The organism is Ammoniphilus sp. CFH 90114 (genome assembly GCF_004123195.1).
Classification (GTDB): Bacteria; Bacillota; Bacilli; order Aneurinibacillales; family RAOX-1; genus YIM-78166.
Genome location: NZ_SDLI01000001.1, coordinates 364,324 through 387,690, shown reverse-complemented (window position 1 = coordinate 387,690; position 23,367 = coordinate 364,324). Strand labels below are relative to the sequence as shown.

Here is a 23,367-nt window from a genome sequence, read left to right as displayed (position 1 = left end):
ACTCCTACAAAAAGTTGATATCTACATTATTGTAGAAAAAATAAGGAATTAGACAAACATTACTAAACATAAGTCATAGACGAGCAAAAGCCTTCTTCATTCCATGAAGAAGGCTCCTGCTTTTGGTTAACAGGAGAAAAAGATTTAGACAATTATAACTCTAATCCTACTCCAGTTCAAGTCTTACTCTTTTTCCGAAATAAGTTCTTCTTCTATTTTCTCGAACCTTTCCCAGTCCCCGCTATCTAGCATCTCTAACTGTGCTTCTAACAAGCTGCGGAATCGGATACGGTAAACGGCCGCTTTTTTCTTTAATTCCTCTATCTCCATTACTACTTTTCGAGATTTTGATAATGCTTCATTAATAATTCGATCCGCATTTTTCTCAGCTTCCTTGATAATCAGTTGCGATTCTTTCCGAGCATTATTTTTTACTTCTTCAGCCGTTTCTTGAGCAACGAGAATGGACTTACTCAAGGTTTCTTCTATATTCGTGAAATGATTTAAGCGCTCCGTAATGGCACCTACTTTTTCTTCTAATTCGCGCTTTTCTTTAATTAAGATCTCCATATCTTTAATAATTTGATCCAGAAACTCGTTTACTTCATCTTCATCATACCCACGAAAGGCTTTACTAAATTCCTTATTATGAATATCTAATGGAGTCAATGCCACCTCGTACACCTCCGCAAAAGTTTCAATTCAAAAGCAGACCAATTTCTAATCGTATATTTCCTTTTCGTGTCATTCCTTCTTCTTTCAACACCTTAAACCTTCCATAACCTCTTAAAGATACGATGTCACCTTCTCTAATCTGGAAGGAAGGGCTATCTACTACCATCCAATTCACCTTCAGATGACCTGCACGGATCGGAGGAAGGATCTTAGATCGGGAGAGGCGAAACACGTCACCAGCTACTACATCCGCTCGCGTAGATGAAACAGTGAGATGAGTCGCCTTCCATTCTTCAATGAGTGGAGTAATCTCACCCAGCCTTATCTGTTCTAAGGATACGGATAACCGATGGACTTGGTTTAATTGCAATCGAACATAATCAGCAATCTCTGCAGCTACAATAAGCTGGGCGGAGTCAGAATGAACAAGAATATCTCCATACTTGTCCCGTTTCAATCCAATCCCTGTCAATGAACCCAAGAAGTCCTTATGTTTCAATTGACCAAAACCTGGGGATGGACTTGTTACTTCAAAAGCCACTAGGGAGTAATCTTCTTCCTCTGGCAACCAGTAGTCCTGATGAATCAAGACTCGGCACCTCTCCGCAGAAGCATAACCACCAAAAGAAGATAACGTTAGATTCTGAAATCGGCTAGACAAGTTCCGTAGAATATATATCTGCCTGGGATCCAAAAAATCCGTACGACGGTGATGGTGTTGCTGGTCTACTTGTTCTAGCCAATCTATTGCTCGTTCGATGAAGGGTCTTTCTTCTGGCCTAAAATGCTCATACAAACTCATTTTTGTTAAGTCCTTACGTTAATAATAGATATAGAAGGTAAATCATTCCCTCTTCTGCGAAATACAAAGTAAAAAGTGCTACGATGGGGGAAATATCCAACATTCCGATAGGTGGAATAATCTGTTTAAATGGACGCAAGTAAGGCTCTACGACCCTGCTCAGAAAATCTCCTAAAGCTGAATCTCTCAATTGTGGTATCCAGGACATAAGAATGTATCCGAAAATCATAAATGTGTAGATTTGCAACGCAAAGCGTATGACCGTTTCCAACGTTTCTACCAACGGCTTCACCCCTATAAATATACTTCTCTATCAGTATATGGTTCTACTTATCTGGGATATGTATCCTCATTCATTAACAATTCAGAAATGGTTCCGTGAATATCTACATTATCAGGTGCACACATAAAAATATTCAAACCTACCTTTTGGATGTCGCCATTCAACGCATAAACCGTACCGCTTAAGAAATCGATAATACGTTTCCCTTGCTCTGGATTCACTCTCTGTAGGTTAATGATGACCGGCCTTCTAGAGCGCAAATGATCTGCTATGTCCTGAACTTCTTCATAGGATCTAGGTTCCACTAGCACCATCTTCACTTGCTCTTTAGCGTGTTGAAGACTTACAACATTGTTCCGTCCTTTTTTGTTCATAGATACCGGCTCTTCCGGTTCTATATCTTGCTTTTGTTGCGCTCGGTCTGGATAATCCTCGTAGGTCTCCTCCCCTGAGAGACCTAAATAACCCATGATCTTGTTCAACACTCCCACGGCTTCATCTCCTCCTAGTTTTTTTCATTTCCTACCAGGACTGAACCTAAACGAATAAAGGTGGCTCCCTCTTCTATAGCAACTTCAAAATCATTCGACATTCCCATAGATAAATGTTCTAGTTGGACACGAGGCAGTTGCAACCCATTTAATTCTGTTCGAAGTTCTCTCAACTGCCTAAAAACCGAGCGGGTCTGTTCTGGTACCAATTCATAGGGAGCCATCGTCATTAATCCACATAAGTTTATATATTTCATCTTACTTGTTTCTTTGACAAATTCCAACACTTGATTCGGCTTTAGACCGAATTTTGTCTCTTCTCCTGATATATTGACTTGAACTAAGCAATTAGTTACTAATCCTTTTTGCCTGCTTCGCTTTTCAATCTCTTCTGCAAGAGAGAGGCGATCAAGAGAGTGAATATACGAAAATCGACCTACGACATCTTTAACTTTATTCGTCTGCAAATGGCCAATGAAATGCCAAGTGGCTTGTTCACCAAGCAATTCCCACTTGGGGACAGCGTCTTGAACACGACTTTCCCCAATGTGAGAGATTCCCTGATTAAGGGCTGCTTGAGTGGTCTCCATGCTTACATATTTAGTCACCGCTATAATACTTACATCCCTTGGATTTCGATTCACACGTGAACATGCTTCTTCAATTCTGCTTTTTACGTTATGGTAAGCAATCTGGATATCCTGCAATGTTTACTCCTCACTTTCGCCATCCAAGAAAAGCCGCCATTCTTCCCGTCTTGCCACCATCTGCACGATAGGAAAAGAACAAATCATTCCGACATCTAGTACACCATGAACTGACTTGAATTTGTTCAGGAGGGATCCCTGCTTGGATGAACAGATAATAATTAACTAGTTTTAAATCAACATCGTATTTTCCATTTCCTTTATCCTTTAACCAATCTCCCTTAGTGCCTGGGGATAGGTTTTCTACAAGACGATTAATAACTCTGTCGTCTACCTCATAGCAGCAACCTCCAATAGAAGGTCCGATAGCGACTCGCAAATTTTCCTTTTTTGCTCCTAATTGATTCGATATCGTTTCGACAATTTTCTGGGAAATAATTGCCGCTGTTCCTTTCCAACCTGCATGGGCAATTCCAGCCACCTTCTGAACAGGATCAATGACAAGTAAAGGAACACAGTCAGCATAAAAAGAGGTTAGTAAGACGTCTTCCTCCAAAGTTACGATTCCGTCTGTTCCAGGAATCGCATCTTCCATGGACATTCTTCCTCGCCCAGACTCCGATTTCGTAACGACCGCAATTTGGTTACCATGAACCTGATCGGCACAAGTCCAACCCTCGAAAGGGAACTGTAACGTACTACATAATTGTTTTCTATTTTCAACAACAGACTGACACTCATCCCCAACATGAAGTCCGCAGTTCATCGACTCGAATGGAAAGGAGCTCACCCCACCCTTACGGGTTGTAAAACCTGCTACAAGACCTGGAAATTGCTTTTCCCAATCCATGATTCGAAGTAGGGAAGTCTCCTGTTCCAAAACAAATGGCTCCAAAGATAAAACCCCCCATGATAAAGTATTACTTTATCTTACCATATTCTTCTTCATTACCTCAATGTTCCGGATTTGTCAAGGCGTTGAAGGATCTTATACTGATCTTCTTCCAAACAAAAAGGCGTGCCCAAAAAACTTGAGGTTCCCCCTCTAGAGCACGCTAAAAAGTATGAATCCTATAAAAGAGACCCTTCACCTAGTAAGGCTTATAGCCTTCTTCCTCCAATTGCTTCTGTTCCTTATAATGGGTTTCTTCTAAACGGACAAGCACAACGTCTTTACCTATTTTGATTATATTTCTCCAAGGGATAACTAAATCGCTTCCCCCACCGAAGAACCCAAGGAATTTTCCATGACCGGGTACGACAATTGCATCAATTTGGCCAAGTTTCAAATTAATTTCCAAATCCGTAACCTGACCCAGTCTTCTTCCATCTAAAACATTGACCACATCTTTGGTTTGGAACTCAGAAATTTTCATCATATGTTAGCCCACCCTTAACAAGGCTCTTCCAATCTTACTAACATATATATGTCGATGATGGGTAAACATGTGACAAAAAATATAAAGCATCCAGATTCCCTGGATGCTTTATGAAAAAAATATTCTATTGTACGTGTTTTTGCATTTGAGAAATGGCTGCCTTCTCTAATCGTGATACTTGAGCTTGGGAAATTCCAATTTCCTCTGCAACTTCCATCTGCGTTTTTCCTTCAAAGAACCGCATAGATAAGATGAGTTTCTCACGGTCATTTAACCGGTGCATAGCTTCTCGCAAAGCAATTTCTTCAACCCATTGGATGTCTTTATTCCTCTCATCGCTGATCTGATCCATAACATAAATGGGGTCTCCGCCATCCTGATAGATCGGTTCAAATAAAGACACTGGATCCTGAATCGCATCCAATGCGAACACGACATCTTCTTTCGGGACATTGAGTGCCTCCGAAATTTCATAAATGGTGGGTTCACGAGAATTCCTGTTGGTTAATGAATCCCGAATCTGCAGTGCCTTGTAGGCGATATCCCTAAGAGAACGAGATACACGAATGGGATTGTTATCACGAAGATAACGACGAATTTCTCCGATAATCATAGGAACAGCATAGGTGGAGAACTTCACGTTTTGTCCAAGGTCAAAGTTATCAATGGCTTTCATTAGCCCTATACATCCAACTTGGAACAAATCGTCAACATACTCACCTCTGTTGTTAAAACGCTGTATTACACTTAACACCAAACGTAGATTTCCATTAACCAGTTTTTCCCTGGCTTGGTAATTCCCACTTTGTAGCTCAACAAAAAGTTCCCGCATCTCCTTATTCGTTAATACAGGTAATTTAGAAGTATCTACGCCACAAATCTCGACTTTGTTTCGTGTCACCTTTCTCCCTCCTAGGAGCAGCGTTACAGTTAATTATCTCCTGAGAGGGAAAATTTATGCATAACATAAACAAGAGGTCCTAGTCACTCACTTTTCTAACTGTTAAAAAAGACAAACAGGAAGCTCAAGCTTCCTGTTAAACCATCTTATTAAATTCCTTTCTCAAACGCTTTATAATTCGTTTTTCAAGTCGAGATATGTAAGACTGTGATATTCCCAACATATCCGCAACATCCTTTTGTGTCTTTTCTTCCTGACCATTAAGCCCAAAGCGCAGTTCCATTATTGTGCGCTCTCGTTCTGACAATTTATCTAATGCTTTATACAAAAGTTTACGATCTACTTGATCTTCTAGATCACGATAAATGGTATCGTTTTCCGTTCCCAATACGTCAGAAAGTAATAATTCATTTCCATCCCAATCAATATTGAGGGGTTCATCGAAGGATACTTCAGACTTAAGCTTGCTATTGCGTCGTAGAAACATCAAGATTTCATTTTCAATACAACGTGAAGCATAGGTGGCTAATTTAATTTTCTTTTCTGGATCAAAGGTGTTAACCGCTTTAATTAAACCTATCGTACCAATACTCACAAGGTCTTCTATGTTAATCCCAGTATTTTCGAACTTTCTAGCAATGTAGACAACGAGACGTAAGTTTCGTTCAATAAGCATGGCTTTAACCGCTGCATCACCCTTAGGCAGCTTGCCGAGAAGATATTCTTCTTCCTCTCTACTCAGCGGAGGGGGCAGTGCTTCGCTTCCACCGATATAATAAACTTCTTCGGCTTTTACACCTAATAATAGTAAAAGTCGAAACCACATAAGTTGCATCATTAATCTAACCCGAGTAATCATAAAGGCCTCCTTACATTTTATTCCTTCTACATAGCTTGTTTAGAAAAATCTCCCTCCTTGTCTGATATCCTCGTACCACCATCTATGAATTGCGGATGAACGATGGCTTGGTAAGACCCGTCCGAGGATAAAGGAACGGGATTTAACCCTATTAACACTCTCTTGGTTTCATATATTTCACCATCTTGAATAAGCCTTACTTTATCTGGTCGCAGCGCTAGCAGGAGATCCATTCCCCTAGACACGCTACGATAAGGAATAATGCGTACCTTCTGCAGCCAGTCGTCCTCAACGTCAGGAAAGATATCATGAGAACTTAAATCCTTTTTATCTTTCACCGTTGCATATAGCTTCTCAGGAAGAACTTCTTTGAACAAATTTAAATCCATAATTGTAACCGGCCATCTGGTAATCGGTTCATACAATTGATTTCCTGTATCAATTAATCCTCTGCACGCGATAGCTTGTTCGTTAATGAAAACTTCTAATTCTACATAAAAGGTGGCTTTGCGATTATTTTCCTTCAGTTGCCTTAATGCTCTTCCGGAAAGCCACCAAAGACATGGGAAAGCTATTAGGATAAACCCCCATGTTATGGAGGTGCCCAAGCCCCCTGTTTGAGTAAAGACAATTCCAGAAAGAATTTCACTCTCCGTCTGTAGAAAGAAATGAAGCCCCAATAGCCCACCACCAAGAACAAATGCGACCATATAGAAACAAAGGATTCTCTGAAGAAAGGCTCCGATACGATGATAGCCAAACGTACAAAACACCATTAAAGCAGAGAAAAGTAATTTTGTGAAAAAAGTAAAAAGTCCATTAATATAAGGAAAAAAAATAACTAATGTATAAGTTGCTCCGATAGCTGCACCCAGTCCCAAACGGTACCAACGGGGCTTTAGCTTCAAAACAAATGCCGTTGACCATAAAAGTATCGTATCAATCAGGAAATTAGTTAAGAAGATAAGATCTAAATAAACGGTCACTTCATTTCAAAGCCCCCTCTCCTCTATCCTAACCTTCCTAGCAGACAACCAACTTCCGTAGAATTGAGAAGTTACCAAATGCTTACAGTCATCTCTTCGTGCTCTCAGTATATAATAAAGCCTATTCAAAGTCTGTCTAAACTTGCCGACCCACACGCACTTTTTTCGTCGAATTTAACGAGAATAAATCTGAATTTCACTTGATAACAGGGAAAACAAAAAAAGAACTCCGTAATCTAGCTACGGAGTTCTCACTTGGTTGTTTACTTATTATTTCGGTTCCGACGGTTACGCAGGAACGTAGGTACGTCTAAACTATTACTATTAAAATTCTGGAAAGGACGCACTTCTGATCTTTCTTCTTCTTTAGCACTTGCTACTTGAGTTCTTGCATTGTTGATAGTCGCCTGTGGACGCTTGTCCAAATTGCTTGGTTTCTGTGACGCCTCTTCAAAACCCGTAGCAATTACCGTAACGATGATCTCATCCTTAAGATTCTCATTGATAACCGCTCCAAAAATCATGTTTACCTCTTGATCAGAAGCAGAGGCAACAATATCAGCCGCTTCATTTACTTCATAGAGACTTAAGTTATGTCCTCCTGTAATATTCAAGAGTACACCACGAGCTCCATCGATAGAAGTTTCAAGTAACGGACTGTTAATCGCTTGTTTTGCTGCTTCAGTTGCACGGTTCTCACCCGTTCCGATACCAATTCCCATTAATGCAGATCCACGCTCTGTCATGATCGTCTTCACATCTGCAAAGTCTAAGTTAATTAATCCAGGAACAGCGATAAGATCTGAGATCCCTTGAACCCCTTGACGAAGTACATTATCAGCTTCACGGAAGGCTTCGAGCATTGGTGTATTTTTGTCTACAATTTCAAGTAGTCGATCATTAGGAATAACAATTAGTGTATCTACCTTTTCCTTTAAGGCATTAACCCCTGCCATGGCTTGCATGGATCTTTTTCTACCTTCAAAAGAGAATGGCTTAGTTACCACACCTACAGTAAGTGCTCCCATCTGTCTTGCAATATCAGCAATCACCGGGGCCGCACCTGTACCTGTTCCACCGCCCATTCCTGCAGTTACAAATACAAGATCTGATCCACGGAGCGCATTCTCAATGAGTTCTCTACTTTCTTCTGCTGCTTTTCTCCCTACATCCGGATTAGCACCAGCACCAAGCCCTCTTGTTAGCTTTTCACCAATCTTTAACTTTTGTTCTGCTCTTGACAATTGAAGAGCTTGAGCATCCGTATTTACCGCAATAAACTCTACACCTTGCACACCCATCTCGATCATTCGGTTGACTGCATTACTTCCGCCGCCACCAACTCCTATGACCTTAATCTGAGCAAGTGAGTCGATATCCAAATCAAATTCCAACATTCTTGGTAGTCCCCCTCACATGTCTTTGAAGCTTCTTCGTTATCACTAGATAAACTCACTAAACCAATTCTTAACTTTGTCAATAACGCGATTATCCTTTTCCTTTGGCTGGCTAACTTTCTTAACTGGCTTCATTTGAGCAGGAACCTTTTCCTTCTCAACCATCATAGGCTGGCGAGGGCCTGCATGCTTCGAAGCATACTTGATGAGTCCAACGCCTATGGTATAAGAAGGATCTCTTACACCAATATAATCAGGCATAGCAACCCTTACCGGCACTTGTAGATCTTCTCTAGCCAACTCCACCACCCCTGGCATACCAGCTACGCCACCAGTGAGAACAAAACCAGCAGGAATATCTCCAAAATAACCAAGCTTAACGACTTCTTCTTGAACTAATCCTACAATTTCTGCTACCCGTGGTTCTATAACATGGGCTAAGTCGGATTGAGTACATTCGATATCCGTATTGCTGCCTATCCTCTTCACCTTGAACTTTTCGTTAGGAGAGGCTTGATCAATCATGGCACATCCATATTTAAGTTGAAGACGCTTAGCCTCTTCAGTGGAGGTACGGAGGGCATAGGCAATATCACTTGTTATGTAGTCTCCCCCGATAGGTATCGTACTGACACCGGCCAATGTGCCTTGTTCAAAGATAGCAATTGTCGTCGATCCAGCTCCCATATCTACCAGTACCACGCCTAAATTCTTCTCATCCTTCGATAAGGCAATATCACTTGCAGCTAAAGATTGTAGGTAAAACCCTGCGATATGAAGTCCCGCCTTCTCAATACAACGGTACAAGTTATGAATGATGGTCTTAGATCCAGTAATAATTGTCCCTTCCATCTCAAGGCGTACGCCAATCATACCATGAGGGTCACTTACTCCAGATAGACCATCAATCGTGTATTCTATTGGAACGACATCGATAATTTCTTTTTCCGGTGGGATGGCAATGACTTTTGCAGCATCCGTAACCCTACGAATATCCTCATCACCTATTTCCTTGTTTTCACTGGAAACTGCAACCACTCCTTGGCTGATGACCAACTCAATATGGTTGCCTGAAATTCCAACGTATACATCCCGGATACTTACATCGACCATGCGCTCCGCTTGATCTAAAGCCTCTCTTATAGCAAGAACCGTCTGGTCTATGTCAACGATGGCTCCTTTTTTTATTCCTTGGGATTCGGACGAACCCACCCCTATAATATTAATGGATCCATTATGGACTTCCCCAATTATGACTCTCACTTTGGATGTACCGATGTCTAAGCTTACTAGTAGGTCGTTGTTGTTCAATCCCTTGGCACCTCCCCTGCATGAACTCCATCTTCCAAATCTATAACACTTATGTCTGTTCTTAAGAAGAAGGTATACTACCTCTTCCTCACTTATTAAAAGACGATAGGCTAATGTTATTTTTTAACCTATTTAGATAAATTCAACATTCCTTGTAGATTCCCTTTTTTTTTATGCTATTTTTTCGCAAAAACTGTATAACAATAATTTACAACAACACCAAAGATTGGACGTATTCAGACATCGGATTCTAGAGATTCAGTCGGATATCCGCTTATTTGCGCTGTTATTTACTCATTATAGGACTTGTCCTTAAACCAGCGCCCAATCATGATACGTCGGATAACAGCGATATTGTTAAAAAGTCTTACCCCAAAGGCGAAGATAGCTGCTAGATATAAATCAACTCCCATATATACACCTAAGAAAGCAAGGCCTGCAGCTAAGAGGGTATTAAAAAAGAATCCTGACATAAACACTTTAATATCAAAAATATTCTCTAAATAGGAGCGTATACCTCCAAATACAGTATCTAATGCTGCTAGTACCGCAATAGAGAGATAATTCCTGTATTCTACAGGCACAGTAATCTCTGATGAAAGACCTAAAATAATTCCAGCAATGAGACCAATAATTGGCAACCACATAGTATTATGACCCTTCCTTCAGTGGTTTCATATAACGGATCATACCTTTTCCATCATAGGCAGGAATAAGTAATTTGTCTAGCTTTTTCATTGTAATTTTCTTATTGATTATATTGAAATACTCTTCAAATCCCTTTAGCTTCAAAGCAGACTCGAGAACTTCTGGATCTCCAATAACTCTAATATCATAGGGAAGCTTAATCACCTTTGTATCTACTTGAATGTCATTGCCGACATTTCTTATAGACGTGGTAGGTGTCATTCGGTTTCCATTGATCGATATGGCTTGTGCACCTGCTCCGAACAACTCATTGACAATATAGCGAATATCATCATCAAATATCTGAGTTAAGCTGCTGATTTCTTGATCGCTCGAGAAACTCGGGAGCTCTTCAATCTTTATGGATAGGCCTCTTCCTTCAAGAGAAGACAATCCTGCAAACACTTTTATTCTGCTCAATTCCTCTTTCATAACTTTCAAGGAATCCGCTTGATTTAGTGGGTTCTCGTATTCATACAATAATTGATCATACTTTGAGATTTCGGTTAGAATGCGTTGGTGCCGTTCCATTTCCTTTTGTAAGTCCTGCCGCAGCTGCGAAATGTCCTTTGCTTCAGGGGTAGCACTCGTGTTATACGATTTGTATTGAACCGAAAGCATAAACCCGATAATAATACTAATGAAAATAATAATAAAAGGAAATTCTCTTGTAGGCTTCATTCTATGAATCCTCTTTCATACTTAAGTTGTCCGGGCGAAACATTTTCTGACTATCTCCGGTATAGGCAGGAAGGTCAACTTTATCCTTCTTCTCTAGCTTTACCTCTATATTCGAGAACTCTTTAAGACTCTGGATTACTCCCCCTGGCATTTCCAAGGCACTTAAGAGAATCTCCGACTCCCCAATAACTGATATTTCAAACGGAGGTACAGTCTTCACTTCATTAACAAGTACAGTTGGCCCTACACAACGAATAGCGGAAATGGTAGTGAGCCTTTGCCCATTTATACTGATAGCTTCAGCCCCTGATGAAAATAGCTCATTAACTACTTGGCGAATCTGTTCTTCATGGACAATATAATCGTTCATATTTCCTGATTCAGGAAGCGTCTTGCTATCGTTTAATGTAACCATTAGACCTTTACCCGTCACAGGTAGCAGCCCCGCCCACATCCGAAGCTCATCCAACTCTTCTAATACTTCTCTGGCTTGATCCTCTTGCTCCCCCATCTTTTTCTCGAATTCCGAAACTCTCTGCTTTATTTTCTGTAATTGCTCTTCGAGTTTCTGAACTTGAATTTGTTCCTCTAGTATCTTTTCTTGAAGTTGTTGCTTTTTCTCCCATTGGGAATCGGTAATAGAGGGATTACTCGTTGAGATACTCTTTGTGAATTGGACCGAATAAGAAATGATGAAGCCAAAAGCAAGCAAGACCAAAGTCAGATAAACATGTATTCTGCGAATTCTCATTCTGGTTTCCCCACTCCCTTATCCTCTAGGTTGTCATAGGGAATAAACCATTTTCCATCGAGCAGCATGATCATCCCTTTCTCTTTTCCTTCTTGCTTAAGATTGGCTACAAAAGATGGATACCATGACATATTCTTAGCAAAGTGTCTCACCGATGTGTGAACTTCATAACCATCTTTCATATAAAGTACTAATCTTTGCGGATCCTCAAGTCTAGCAGGCTCTATCTCAGATATAGCGTGCAGCACTAGAGGCTCAAGCTTCATCAACTCTTCACACAGCTTAGGTAGGAGGGCATCGTCCTCCCACTCACGCAAAATAGGCTTATCTATAACTCTATCATTCCATAGTCTATTTTCCAACCTTATTCCATTTTCCAGAACTGGAACGATCTTATTATTGTGCTCCATCATAAAGGCCACATGACGGTGTTCTTTAATATCAATGAATACATGCCCTGGGAACTCACGAGTTACTTCTGCTTCTCTAATTTCGGGAATTGTCTCTAAAACCAGTTTAATCTCCTCAGCATCGATAGAAAAATAAGAATCTCCTTTCTTAATGCCTGATTTCTCACTAATTTCCGATTCCTGTATCATTTCGTTTCCTCGAATTGTAATGATATCAATCTTACTAAGAGGAGAACGTAAAAAAATAAGAACGCATAGACCAAATAAAAAAAACCAACCTAAGGTCTTGATGATGCTCCTTCCTCTTTTTTTGGTTTTGTGTTCTTTAGTTAGCGCGGGAACTCTCTCCATATTCCCCATAGCTTGTCTCCTCTCTTCCATGGAAGGACTACATTGTTTGTATTTTATCCTAGTTTTTTAACTTCCAACTACGATTGAAAAGCGGCATATCAACTATGCCGCTTAAATATACTTACGTCTGTATTCGTTTGATAGAAGCCCCAATCGACTGCAACTGGCGTTCAATTCTCTCATAGCCCCTGTCAATATGATGAACCTGATTGACAAATGTTGTTCCGCTTGCTGCCAATCCAGCCAATACTAAAGCCGCGCCTCCTCGCAAATCTGTTGCGTTAACTTCGGCGCCCTTAAAAGCTGTGCCTCCCTGAATATGGGCTTCCTTCCCCATAATATTTATCTGTGCACCCATCTTCTTCAAAGCTTCAACATGCTTGAACCTTCCGTCAAATACCGTTTCACGAATAACGCTAGTTCCCTTAGATAAAGCAAGAAATGCCATTAGTTGTGCTTGCATATCCGTTGGGAACTCTGGGTAAGGTCCAGTCACAACGGATACTGGCTGAATGGGCACGTTATTAGATACTATTATTATATCATGGGCATATTCGATTTCAACACCACATTGCTTAACGATATCAATAAGACCCGTAAGATGTTCATTGACGATGTTCTCCAACGTCAATCGACCACCGGTCATACAAGCTGCTAACAACATGGTCCCTGCTACAATTCGATCAGGTATGACCTTGTAGCTTACCGCCTCTAAACGCTCCACACCTTCAATCTCAATAACAGCAGTACCAGCTCCACAAACTTTCGCACCCATTCTGTTTAAGAAATTTTGTAGATCTATGATTTCTGGTTCTTTTGCTGCATTTCGAATGATGGTCTTCCCTTTAGCCAATGTGGCAGCCATCATAATATTTTCTGTTGCCCCGACACTTGGAAAACTAAGCCCAATATCTGCTCCAATCAATTCCTTAGCACTGCAATGAATATGGTCCTCAAAATACGTAAAGTTTGCTCCGAGTGCTTTCAATCCTTGAATGTGAAGATCAATTTTCCGCTCTCCGATGGCACAGCCACCTGGCGGATAAATCGTTACTTCGCCAAATCGGGCCAGCATCGGACCCATGAGGAAGATAGATGATCTCATCTGTCCCATTAAGTCTACAGGAATATGTGAGGAAAAAAGCGAGGATGTATCTAATGTTAATACAGATTGTTCATGATTGGATTTTGCCCCGAGAGTCGTCAGAATCTCAAGCATGACTGATATGTCGGTAAGGTGAGGAACATCCTGAATGGAGTACTGACCACCCGCCAGCACCGTAGCTGCTAAGATCGGAAGGGCCGCATTCTTAGATCCTTGGATGCGAAGGCAGCCGGATAGTGGCCTTCCACCTTGGACAGCAAATTTCTCCATGGTTTCACCTCCGGATTATCCTTCACCCACCACCTCAACTTCTGGAACTAACTGAACCTTATACCTTTCAGCGATTTCCTTTTTTATATGTTCTATCAGCATGAGGACATCCTCTGCAGTCGCCTTTCCCCGATTCACTATGAAATTGGCATGCTTCTCCGAGACTTGTGCATCACCAATTCGATATCCTTTCAGACCAGCTGCCTCAATGAGCCTTCCTGCATGATCTGGCAGTGGATTACGGAACACACTCCCAGCACAAGGCAACTGCAAAGGTTGGGTTGCTCTTCGTCTATCTTTATAACTAGCCATAGAATCTGCGATTTTCTTTCGATTTCCATGCTCCAGCTTAAATACGGTAGATACAACCAGTCCTCCTGTTTCCTGAAGGATAGAATGACGATAACTAAATTTCATGTCATCATGCAAATATTCAACCAATTCACCGGTTTCAAGTAAGACCTCGGCTGATTTGAATATTCGTGATACTTCAGATCCATGGGCACCTGCATTCATGTAAACGGCTCCACCTACAGAACCGGGTATTCCGCCGGCAAACTCCAATCCCGTGAGTCCCTCTTTTCCTGCCATAACAGATAGCCGAATAAATGAATATCCCGCTCCGACATGCACCACATCATCTTCAAATCGAAGATGATCCAATCCATCAGCCAATTTAAAAACTACTCCGCGGATTCCCTTATCCCGTACCAACATATTGGAGCCTTTTCCAATCACACGCCAGGGCAGGTTGTATTTTTTTACGACTCTCATTGCATTTGCCAGACCAAATTTATCTTTTGGCTGTATAAACAAGTCTGCTGGGCCACCGATTTTCCATGTGGTATGGTTGGCAAGGGGCTCTTGTTCTAATACCATTCCTACGTCTTGTGATCTTAATTCCTCTAGTATTTCTTTCATTACCCTACTGCCCCCTCCTTTAGATGCCATGGTATCTTTGATCATCCTGCCAAGCGTTGAACCACCATTATTCACCTTCGACAGGATGCAGAAAAACTAAGTTTTTCCTGTATCACGTTAATAGTATACTTTATGCTGGGTCTTCACCTTTTGTGACATTCGCCTAATGACCAATAAGCTCTTTGAGCTCACCATAAAGCTTCTCTACAGAAAGTGGTTCTCCAAGACTTTTGGCTGCTTCTCCCATTGCTCTCCATTTTATAGGGTCTTGGATGATCTGTTCAATGGATTCTACAAGAGTATTCGCCGTTAAATCCTTTTCCAACAATACGGTAGCTGCTCCATTATCCTCTAGCCATCTAGCGTTTTTCTCCTGATGATTATTGGTTACGTACGGTGAGGGTACGAGAATGGAGGGAATTCCTAACGAAGTAATCTCAGCTAAAAACGAGGCTCCTGCTCGATTAATGATAAGGTCTGTTGCGGCCAAAACTTCAGGCATGTTATAGATGAAGGGATATATGCTGACATTAGAAGGAATCTCTCCACCTTTTTTCAGCTTAGCTACAACGTTCTCATAGTGAACTTCCCCTGTAACGTAAACGAAGTGTAAGTCCTTTTGATTGGCTAATACAGGAACCGCCTCTAGGAAGGCTTCGTTAATTGCTCTGGCTCCTCTGCTCCCCCCCACCACTAATACCATCTTACGATTAGTTCGTAGGTCAAGTGAGGCTCTTCCTTGTTGAGGGTCGGCCTTTGCTACCTCTGAGGCTCTTGGATTACCTGTTAGCACCACCTTATCAGTAGAAAAATACTGTGCAGAAGAAGAAAAGGATACGGCAATTCGATCGGCATATCGGGAAAGAAATTTATTGGTTAGTCCTGGAATTACATTTTGTTCATGAATCATCGTAGGGACTCCTAGCTTCGCTGCAGCATAGACAACCGGGCCACAAACATAACCACCTGTACCAATGACGGCATCCGCTCCAAAATCCCGAATGAGCTTTTTGGAAGCAGAGACTCCCTTAAGAAAACGGATGATCGTTTTCATATTTTCCAACGATAAGCTTCTCTTGAAGCCACTAATTTCAATCGCTTCAAATTTAAACCCGGCTCTAGGCACAATATCCGCCTCTAAGCCCTTGTCGCTCCCAATATACAGAACTTCACCATCTGGATGTTGTTCCATCACTTTCTTTGCTAAGGCTAAGGCAGGGTAAATATGTCCGCCTGTTCCCCCACCTGTTACGATAATTTTCATTTATTTTATCACCACTTAAATCCATCCAATGACTTGTCATTGAATTTATTCTCTTACCTGGCAAAGCGGGATATATTCAACAAAACCCCCATACCGGTTAGGATTAAGGTTAAAGAAGAACCCCCATAGCTCAGAAAAGGAAGTGTTATCCCCGTAACCGGGAACATACCTGTTACTACTCCAACGTTAATAATAACTTGAATCGCGATCATTCCCACTATACCTACCGCAAGTAAGCTTCCAAACTGGTCAGGTGCCGTGATGGCCACTCTCATCCCTCTCCATAAGATGAGCAAAAACAACATCAATACAAGAGCACCACCTATAAAACCTAATTCTTCTGCTAAGATAGAAAAAATGAAATCGTTATATGGTTCGGGAAGATAGTAGAATTTTTGTCGGCTCATCCCAAGCCCAAGCCCCATAATGCCCCCTGGTCCTATCGCATAAAGCGATTGAATCAGCTGATAACCGGCTCCTAAAGGGTCTTGCCAAGGATCAATAAAAGCCGTAATTCGCTTAATTCGGTAAGGTGCAGCTAAGATTAGTCCTACAAACCCAGCTACCCCTAAGAATGCTAGCCCCATTAGATGCTGGATTCTGCACCCTGCAACAAATATCATCAACACCGCTGTCCCCATCAGAACTGTTCCCGTACCAAGATCAGGTTGTAGCATGATGAGGGCAAACGCAAGCCCAGGTATGCCAAGAGCAGGTATAAGTCCCTTGCGAAAGGAAACAATGTCCTTTTGGTTTTCCGAGAGCCACTTTGCCAGGAACACAACCATTCCCAATTTCGTAAATTCTGCTGGCTGAATCCCAAACGCTCCAATTCCTAGCCAGCTTTTTGCTCCATTTACGGTATTGCCGATAATTAAAACTAGGACTAATAGAGCAAAACAAAGATAAAGACCAACTTTTGCCCACTTCTTCCAAACCCAGTAATCCATGTTCATCATAAAAAACATGGCTACAATACCCAGTATAGCAAAGATGAGCTGCCTTTTCGTAAAGAAGAACGGATCTCCTTTACCTATAGCTACCACTGCACTGGAACTGTAAACCATGACTACGCCGATACACAAGAGAATGAGTGTTGAAATAATAATAATAAAATCAGGAGTTGATCTTGCCTTTGCCACAGCCGCCACCTCTACATCGTCTTATTAGCCGTACATTGAGGCAAGCAATGAGGAAAGGCAACAAATCCCCGGAGAAGCCCTTGAGGCTTGCCTTCTGTTAATGCAGGCTTGTTCTAAGCTTATGCACAGACTCCTTAAAAATGCTTCCCCTCTCTTCAAATGATTGGTACATGTCCCAGCTGGCACATGCAGGGGATAGCAAAACTATATCACCGGAGTCCGCCATTCGGCTTGCCTGAATTACGGCTTCATTAACATTATCGACGGCAGTGAGCAACTTCAATCCTGCGCGCTCTCCTATACTTATGAACTTTTCTTTGGTTTGACCATAAGCAACAATCCCCTTCACTCCCTTTTTCACAGAAGGGATCAGCTCAACAAAGTCGAAACCACGATCTAGTCCCCCTGCAATAAGGACTATTGGTGAGCGGAAGGATTCGAGCGCCTTCAATGTTGCTTCTGAATTCGTTGCTTTCGAATTATTATAATATTTTACGCCATCTATCTCCGCAACAAATTCAAGGCGATGCTCCACGCCTTTAAAATGGGTCAAAACCTCTCGAATGGTATCAGCCTTCACCCCAAGCGACTTACAAATGACCGTAGAGGCCAAGGCATTCTCTAGATTATGTGCACCTGGAATCCCAATCTGTCCGATCTGTATAATCTCTTCTTCAAGCCCATCCTCTCCACGATAGTAGATCGCATCATTCTTAACGAAACAACCTTGATCTACCTCCATTAATCTACTGAACCAATACTTCTGACATTGAACCTTATCAGCCACTTCTAGGCATCCTGAGTTATCCGCATTGAATACAGCAATGTCTTGCTCTTTCATATTGACGAAGAGCCTTCCTTTAGATTTTATGTAATCGTCCCAAGTCTGGTGATAGTCCAAATGAGCTGGAGTGATATTGAGTAAACAGCCGATCGCTGGGCGGAAATGAATCGTTCCCTTTAGTTGAAAACTACTAAGCTCGGCCACCATAATTTGCTCTGGCCGAGCTGTTCCTGCTTGCTCACATAGTACAGTACCAATATTACCTGCTACGATAGGGTCCTTGCCTGCTGCTTCAAGGATTAATCCCACAAGCGTTGTCGTTGTTGTTTTTCCGTTTGAGCCCGTGATACCAACAATGGGAGCACGACTCCAATCATGGGCTAATTCGATCTCTGTAATGACCGGAATATCGAGCGCTATAGCAGATTGAACAGGAGCACTCGTATAAGGAATACCAGGATTCTTAACAATTAGGTCCACACCAGTATGAATTAAGTCATCTGGGTGATATCCTGCGATAATCGGAATCCCTAGCTTTTTAAGCTCCTCTACTCCCACTAGCTCTTCTTCTGGCTTTTGATCATTAACAATTACATGAGCTCCAGCCGCAACTAAGAGCTTAGATACAGCCAAGCCGCTTTTCGCAAGACCTAGTACGATGATGTTCTTCCCTTGCAACCATTCTTTATCATAATGTTTAGTCATTAATTCAACACCTCTATATAGACTGCTAAGCCAGCGAAGAGTAGGCCTAGTATCCAAAACGTAACCACGACCCTCCACTCCGACCATCCCCCGAGCTCAAAGTGATGGTGCAACGGACTCATTCTGAATATTCTTTTCCCTCTCGTTTTAAACGAGATGACCTGAATCATAACGGAAAGAGTCTCTAAAACAAACACTCCTCCAATAATCGCCAGCAACAACTCAGTCTTTGTTAGGATGGCAACAGCAGCCAGAGCTCCACCTAAGGCAAGAGAACCCGTATCCCCCATGAACACCTTGGCCGGGTGCGCATTATAGACAAGGAATCCAAGTACAGCTCCAACAAGCGCCGCACAAAAGATCGCTACATTCATCTGGCTTGACATCCAAGCGATAATGGCATAAGCACTAAAAGCAATGGCACTCGTTCCTGCTAGTAAACCGTCCAATCCATCGGTCAAATTTACACCATTCGAGGCACCTAAGGTTATAAAGATGAGGAATGGCAGATACATCCACCCCAACTCTACACCCCATGATGTACCTGGAACATAGACTCTGGTATCAAAATTATATTGCATTAATACATAGTAAAGGATCACGGCAATAGCTAATTGACCAAACAGCTTCTGTTTCGCAGTGAGTCCTAGGTTTCTCTTAAATGAGATCTTAATAAAATCGTCCAAAAAGCCAATTAATCCGTACCCAAGAGTTAGAAACATTAACAAAAACAGCTGCATGGAAGAGTTGGCAAATTTAAAAACAGTAAAAGATAAGGCCAAGATAATAATAATTCCTCCCATAGTGGGAGTGCCTGCTTTTTTCTGATGCGATTTTGGCCCTTCCTCTCTAATGCTCTGCCCAAACTTAAGTCTTCTTAAGAAAGGGATGAACAGGGGGCCTAATAGTACGGCAATGAGAAAAGCTGCTGCTATGGCAAATAATAAAACGCGAATCGGCATCCCCCAGCCTCCTTCCACCTCGTTACGATCTTTTCTATGTTACTTTATTCTATTGCGAATCGCAAATGATGCAACTTCTCGATCATCAAAGTCCAGCACCTGTCCTTTAATAATCTGATAGGTTTCATGACCTTTCCCCGCAATGATAATACAATCCCCACTTGTAGCTAATGCAATAGCTTTCTCAATTGCTTGCTTCCGGTCAATAATGCATTCATATACCGCAGTGCTCTTCTCCGTAACTCCCTGGAGCATGTCATCTAGGATAGCCTTAGGATCTTCAGAACGAGGGTTATCTGAAGTAAAGATGACATAATCCGACTGTTCAGCAGCAATTCGCCCCATAATTGGACGCTTTGTCCTGTCTCGATCGCCGCCGCATCCTACTAAACAATATAACTTACCTTTAGTGAACTCTCTTGCTGTAGTTAGCACATTCTCTAAACTATCAGGCGTATGCGCGTAATCAACAATCACGGCGAAGCCCTGTCCCTCATCAACTGGTTCAAACCGACCAGGAACACCTGTCATCTGTTCGATACTTTCCTTAATCTGTGAAAGTGTGATCCCCTCGACCAGACAAGCCGCTGTTGCAGCTAATACATTATAAACGCTAAATTTCCCCATCATCTTCATTTCAATGGTGACCTCACCCTTGAACGTCCGTAAAGTGAAGGAAGTACCGCCTGCTCCAATAGAGATATCAAGCGCCCTGACATCCGCTTCTTGATCAATAGCATAGGTAATCACCTGGGCAGCTGTCATCTTTCTGTATCTAGCCGCACTAGGATCATCCATGTTCAGTATTGCAAATTTCCGTTTATCATTATAAATATTCCCTAACTGAGAAAAAAGAAGGGATTTCGCATGCCTATAGTTATCCATCGTTTGATGATAATCGAGATGATCTTGTGTCAGGTTTGTAAAAATCCCTGAGGTAAAGTTGCAACCCCAGACTCTGCCCATCTCAAGAGCATGGGAAGAGACTTCGATACAAGCATGTGTCGCTCCTCTTTCAACCATAATAGCAAACATTCTTTGCAACTCTAAAGCATCAGGTGTGGTATTCTTAACCTCTTCTGTGTAATCCCCCATACGCATTTGAATCGTACCAATGATACCGGTAGCACAGCCAGCATTATTAAGAATTTGCTCAACTAGGTGTGTAACCGTCGTTTTCCCATTCGTACCTGTCACACCGATTAATTGAAGTTTACTTGTAGGATGATTGTAAAATTGATCGGCGAGAATCGCTAAAGCTCGCGTCGTGTCAGATACCTTTATTGTTACATCTGGAACGTCCTGATCCTCTTCGACTAAAAAAGCAATCGCACCATTTGCATGTGCTTGCTCAATATAATCATGGCCATCAACTGTATTGCCCCGAAGAGCTACAAATAAATTTCCTGGTTTTACCTTGCGTGAGTCTGTAGATATTCCCGTAATTTCCATATTTAATTCCCCTGCTGCATCATACACAAGCAAAGGGGAGAGAAGTTCTCTTAAGTTCATGAAAGTTAGCCCCCCCAAAGTCACAAATCAACGTCTATCATTTTAATCATCTTTCTGCTTTTTGTCACTATAGGAATACTTGGCCGTTGTCAAAACTTTAGGTGCAGACAGCAGCCAAGTGAGTACAACATGGTTTATCTGCCTAGGTAAATGCGGATGGTTTTTCCTTCCTCAATATTAGTGCCCGGTGCTGGAGACTGATAGGTGACTACATCACCATTTCCTTCCACTTCTAGAGGAATAGCATAATATTGAGATTGCAGGCGATCTTTCTCCATGCCAATTAAGTTAGGAACCGAAATGAGCTTCTTATCGGGATACATGTACTCTTTTGGCATCTGCTCTTTTCTTTTGGGCACTTCCATGGAACGCAAGGCAGAATCCAAAATATTTCTTACGATTGGAGCCGCAATCGTCCCTCCAAACTGCCTCACTCCTTTAGGATTATCCACCGCCGTATAAACTACGATTTGAGGATCATCTGCAGGTGCAATTCCAATGAAGGATACAATATGCTTGCTCTTAGAGTAGACCCCATTCTCAACTTTCTGAGCTGTCCCTGTCTTTCCACCTACACGATATCCATCGATATAAGCATTTCTTCCCGTTCCGTTAGCCACTACAGATTCTAGAGCATATCGGACCTTACTGGAAGTCTCTGGGGAAATGACTTGGGCAACCACTTCTGGTTCAATCTTTGCCACTGTATCTCCGGTGATCGGATGATGCCACTCTTTTGCTAAGTGAGGCTTTATTAATTTCCCACCATTAATAGCCGCTGAAACAGCAGCAACCTGTTGAATTGGCGTCACAGAAACCCCCTGTCCAAACGCCGTAGTAGCGAGCTCCACTGGACCTACACGGCTCATTTTGAACATTACCCCATTCTCTTCCCCAATGAGGTCAATTCCAGTCTTCTTACCAAAACCAAATTTACCAATGTAGTCAAAGAGCATTTCTTTTCCTAATCTTTGTCCCAATGCTACAAAGCCCGGATTACAGGAGTTTTCAACCACCTGTAGGAAGGTTTGATCACCGTGACCTCCTGGCTTCCAGCATCGCAAGCGAGCTCCTGCTACATTAACACTTCCCGGGTCATTGAACCTTTCCTTGTCCAAATCAACCTTTCCTTCTTCCAATGCTGCAGCCAACGTAATAATTTTGAAAGTAGAGCCGGGCTCATATGTTTTCCATATGGGGAGATTGCGATTATACGTTTCTGATGGATACTCCCGGAATAACTCTGGATGATAGTTGGGTCTGCTGGCCATTCCAAGAATTTCTCCTGTCTTAGGATCCATTGCAATTACCAATGCATCATCCGGATCATAGAAGGCAAAAGCTTGATCCAATTCACGTTCGATGATGGCTTGGATGTTTGCATCGATGGTTAAATATAAGTTAAGCCCGTCCTTCGGGGGAGTAAACTTCTGGGTGTCTCCGGGCATTTTTTCCCCTTTAGCCGTGGCATCATATTTTATCGCTCCTCGTTCACCGCTTAACATGTCGTCATAAACTTTTTCGATTCCTGCCAACCCTTGATTATCAATTCCAGTAAATCCAAGGATATGAGAAGCAAATGCCCCTAGTGGATAGTAGCGCTTGCTGTCCTCAGCAATATGAACGCCTGGTAAGCCTAGCTGACGAAGTTCTTTCGCTGTTTCTTCAGAGATCTTCCTTCCCCCTGGAACCCTTACAATAGAAGAGCGTTTCGTAATTTGACGATAAATTTCCTGTTCATTTCCCTTTAAGACTCTAGCCAACTCCTTCGCCGTACCTGGTTTGTCTTTAACCTGGATAGGGATAGCCATGACAGACGGAACGCTAATATTGTAAGCCAACACCTCGCCATTACGGTCATAGATCATCCCACGCTTGGCTTCAAAAGGGATGTTTCTTGTCCATAACTCCTCCGCATTCTTCGTAAGCCACGGACCTTTAATCACTTGAACATAACCTAGCCGCGCAACCAAAAGGCTGTACAAAAAGACTCCTATTAGCAGGGCGATAAAAATTCGTCTGCGTACCGTAACATTGGAAACTCTCACCCTCTAACCTCCGTTTCCTGATTAATGGCTTTGTCCATAACTT

24 protein-coding genes are annotated in these 23,367 nt (G+C 42.0%); all 24 read right to left on the bottom strand.

Annotation, left to right across the window (positions count from 1 at the left end; genetic code table 11):
* Positions 1-183: 183 nt before the first annotated feature.
* The 24 genes from EIZ39_RS02095 to EIZ39_RS01980 all read right to left on the bottom strand — a co-directional run bounded on the left by EIZ39_RS02095 (position 184) and on the right by EIZ39_RS01980 (position 23,324).
* The gene (locus EIZ39_RS02095; protein WP_129196893.1) at positions 184-675 is read right to left on the bottom strand and encodes a DivIVA domain-containing protein; all 492 of its coding nucleotides are present in this window, start codon (positions 673-675) and stop codon (positions 184-186) included.
* Positions 676-697: 22 nt separating this feature from the next.
* Positions 698-1,477: a YlmH family RNA-binding protein gene (locus EIZ39_RS02090; protein ID WP_129196891.1), complete on the bottom strand. Its 780-nt coding sequence runs from the start codon at positions 1,475-1,477 to the stop codon at positions 698-700.
* A 13-nt stretch (positions 1,478-1,490) separates the two neighbouring features.
* Positions 1,491-1,760: a YggT family protein gene (locus EIZ39_RS02085; RefSeq protein WP_129196889.1), complete on the bottom strand. Its 270-nt coding sequence runs from the start codon at positions 1,758-1,760 to the stop codon at positions 1,491-1,493.
* Positions 1,761-1,807: 47 nt separating this feature from the next.
* A complete protein-coding gene (locus EIZ39_RS02080; protein WP_129196887.1) occupies positions 1,808-2,251 on the bottom strand; it encodes a cell division protein SepF in 444 nt (147 codons plus the stop codon).
* 14 nt (positions 2,252-2,265) lie between these two features.
* A complete protein-coding gene (locus EIZ39_RS02075) occupies positions 2,266-2,958 on the bottom strand; it encodes a YggS family pyridoxal phosphate-dependent enzyme (RefSeq protein WP_240675670.1) in 693 nt (230 codons plus the stop codon).
* Positions 2,959-2,968: 10 nt separating this feature from the next.
* A complete protein-coding gene (gene pgeF, locus EIZ39_RS02070; RefSeq protein WP_240675669.1) occupies positions 2,969-3,793 on the bottom strand; it encodes a peptidoglycan editing factor PgeF in 825 nt (274 codons plus the stop codon).
* A 196-nt stretch (positions 3,794-3,989) separates the two neighbouring features.
* Entirely contained in the window at positions 3,990-4,277 is a 288-nt protein-coding gene (locus EIZ39_RS02065) for a YlmC/YmxH family sporulation protein (RefSeq protein WP_129196885.1), read from the bottom strand.
* A 124-nt stretch (positions 4,278-4,401) separates the two neighbouring features.
* The gene (gene sigG, locus EIZ39_RS02060) at positions 4,402-5,178 is read right to left on the bottom strand and encodes an RNA polymerase sporulation sigma factor SigG (RefSeq protein WP_129196883.1); all 777 of its coding nucleotides are present in this window, start codon (positions 5,176-5,178) and stop codon (positions 4,402-4,404) included.
* 136 nt (positions 5,179-5,314) lie between these two features.
* Positions 5,315-6,037 carry an RNA polymerase sporulation sigma factor SigE gene (gene sigE / locus EIZ39_RS02055; RefSeq protein WP_129196881.1) on the bottom strand — a complete coding sequence of 241 codons (723 nt, stop codon included), beginning with the start codon at positions 6,035-6,037 and terminating at the stop codon, positions 5,315-5,317.
* A gap of 26 nt (positions 6,038-6,063) precedes the next feature.
* Positions 6,064-7,023, bottom strand: coding sequence for a sigma-E processing peptidase SpoIIGA (gene spoIIGA / locus EIZ39_RS02050; RefSeq protein ID WP_129196879.1), 960 nt, complete (start codon positions 7,021-7,023; stop codon positions 6,064-6,066).
* A gap of 263 nt (positions 7,024-7,286) precedes the next feature.
* Positions 7,287-8,420, bottom strand: a complete 1,134-nt coding sequence (gene ftsZ, locus EIZ39_RS02045) for a cell division protein FtsZ (RefSeq protein ID WP_129196877.1) — start codon at positions 8,418-8,420, stop codon at positions 7,287-7,289.
* A 45-nt stretch (positions 8,421-8,465) separates the two neighbouring features.
* Positions 8,466-9,731, bottom strand: a complete 1,266-nt coding sequence (ftsA, locus tag EIZ39_RS02040) for a cell division protein FtsA (protein ID WP_129196875.1) — start codon at positions 9,729-9,731, stop codon at positions 8,466-8,468.
* A gap of 290 nt (positions 9,732-10,021) precedes the next feature.
* Positions 10,022-10,378: a small basic family protein gene (locus EIZ39_RS02035; RefSeq protein WP_129196872.1), complete on the bottom strand. Its 357-nt coding sequence runs from the start codon at positions 10,376-10,378 to the stop codon at positions 10,022-10,024.
* Between the two features lie 4 nt (positions 10,379-10,382).
* Positions 10,383-11,099, bottom strand: a complete 717-nt coding sequence (locus EIZ39_RS02030) for a DUF881 domain-containing protein (RefSeq protein WP_129196870.1) — start codon at positions 11,097-11,099, stop codon at positions 10,383-10,385.
* 1 nt (position 11,100) lies between these two features.
* Complete coding sequence (locus EIZ39_RS02025; protein WP_129196868.1) at positions 11,101-11,850, bottom strand: DUF881 domain-containing protein; 750 nt, start codon at positions 11,848-11,850, stop codon at positions 11,101-11,103.
* Entirely contained in the window at positions 11,847-12,620 is a 774-nt protein-coding gene (locus tag EIZ39_RS02020) for a cell division protein FtsQ/DivIB (RefSeq protein ID WP_164984853.1), read from the bottom strand. Before EIZ39_RS02020 ends, EIZ39_RS02025 begins: the two co-directional genes overlap by 4 nt.
* 112 nt (positions 12,621-12,732) lie before the next feature.
* Positions 12,733-13,986: a UDP-N-acetylglucosamine 1-carboxyvinyltransferase gene (murA, locus tag EIZ39_RS02015; protein ID WP_129196864.1), complete on the bottom strand. Its 1,254-nt coding sequence runs from the start codon at positions 13,984-13,986 to the stop codon at positions 12,733-12,735.
* 15 nt (positions 13,987-14,001) lie between these two features.
* The gene (murB, locus tag EIZ39_RS02010) at positions 14,002-14,907 is read right to left on the bottom strand and encodes a UDP-N-acetylmuramate dehydrogenase (protein ID WP_129196862.1); all 906 of its coding nucleotides are present in this window, start codon (positions 14,905-14,907) and stop codon (positions 14,002-14,004) included.
* Between the two features lie 163 nt (positions 14,908-15,070).
* Positions 15,071-16,171 carry an undecaprenyldiphospho-muramoylpentapeptide beta-N-acetylglucosaminyltransferase gene (gene murG / locus EIZ39_RS02005; protein ID WP_129196860.1) on the bottom strand — a complete coding sequence of 367 codons (1,101 nt, stop codon included), beginning with the start codon at positions 16,169-16,171 and terminating at the stop codon, positions 15,071-15,073.
* 53 nt (positions 16,172-16,224) lie between these two features.
* Entirely contained in the window at positions 16,225-17,313 is a 1,089-nt protein-coding gene (spoVE, locus tag EIZ39_RS02000; protein WP_129196858.1) for a stage V sporulation protein E, read from the bottom strand.
* Between the two features lie 97 nt (positions 17,314-17,410).
* A complete protein-coding gene (gene murD, locus EIZ39_RS01995; protein WP_129196856.1) occupies positions 17,411-18,802 on the bottom strand; it encodes a UDP-N-acetylmuramoyl-L-alanine--D-glutamate ligase in 1,392 nt (463 codons plus the stop codon).
* Positions 18,802-19,764, bottom strand: a complete 963-nt coding sequence (mraY, locus tag EIZ39_RS01990) for a phospho-N-acetylmuramoyl-pentapeptide-transferase (RefSeq protein ID WP_129196854.1) — start codon at positions 19,762-19,764, stop codon at positions 18,802-18,804. The genes murD and mraY overlap by 1 nt, the downstream gene beginning before the upstream one ends.
* A 39-nt stretch (positions 19,765-19,803) precedes the next feature.
* Positions 19,804-21,276 carry a UDP-N-acetylmuramoyl-L-alanyl-D-glutamate--2,6-diaminopimelate ligase gene (locus EIZ39_RS01985; RefSeq protein ID WP_129196852.1) on the bottom strand — a complete coding sequence of 491 codons (1,473 nt, stop codon included), beginning with the start codon at positions 21,274-21,276 and terminating at the stop codon, positions 19,804-19,806.
* 134 nt (positions 21,277-21,410) lie between these two features.
* Positions 21,411-23,324, bottom strand: coding sequence for a stage V sporulation protein D (locus EIZ39_RS01980; RefSeq protein ID WP_129196850.1), 1,914 nt, complete (start codon positions 23,322-23,324; stop codon positions 21,411-21,413).
* Positions 23,325-23,367 lie beyond the last annotated feature (43 nt).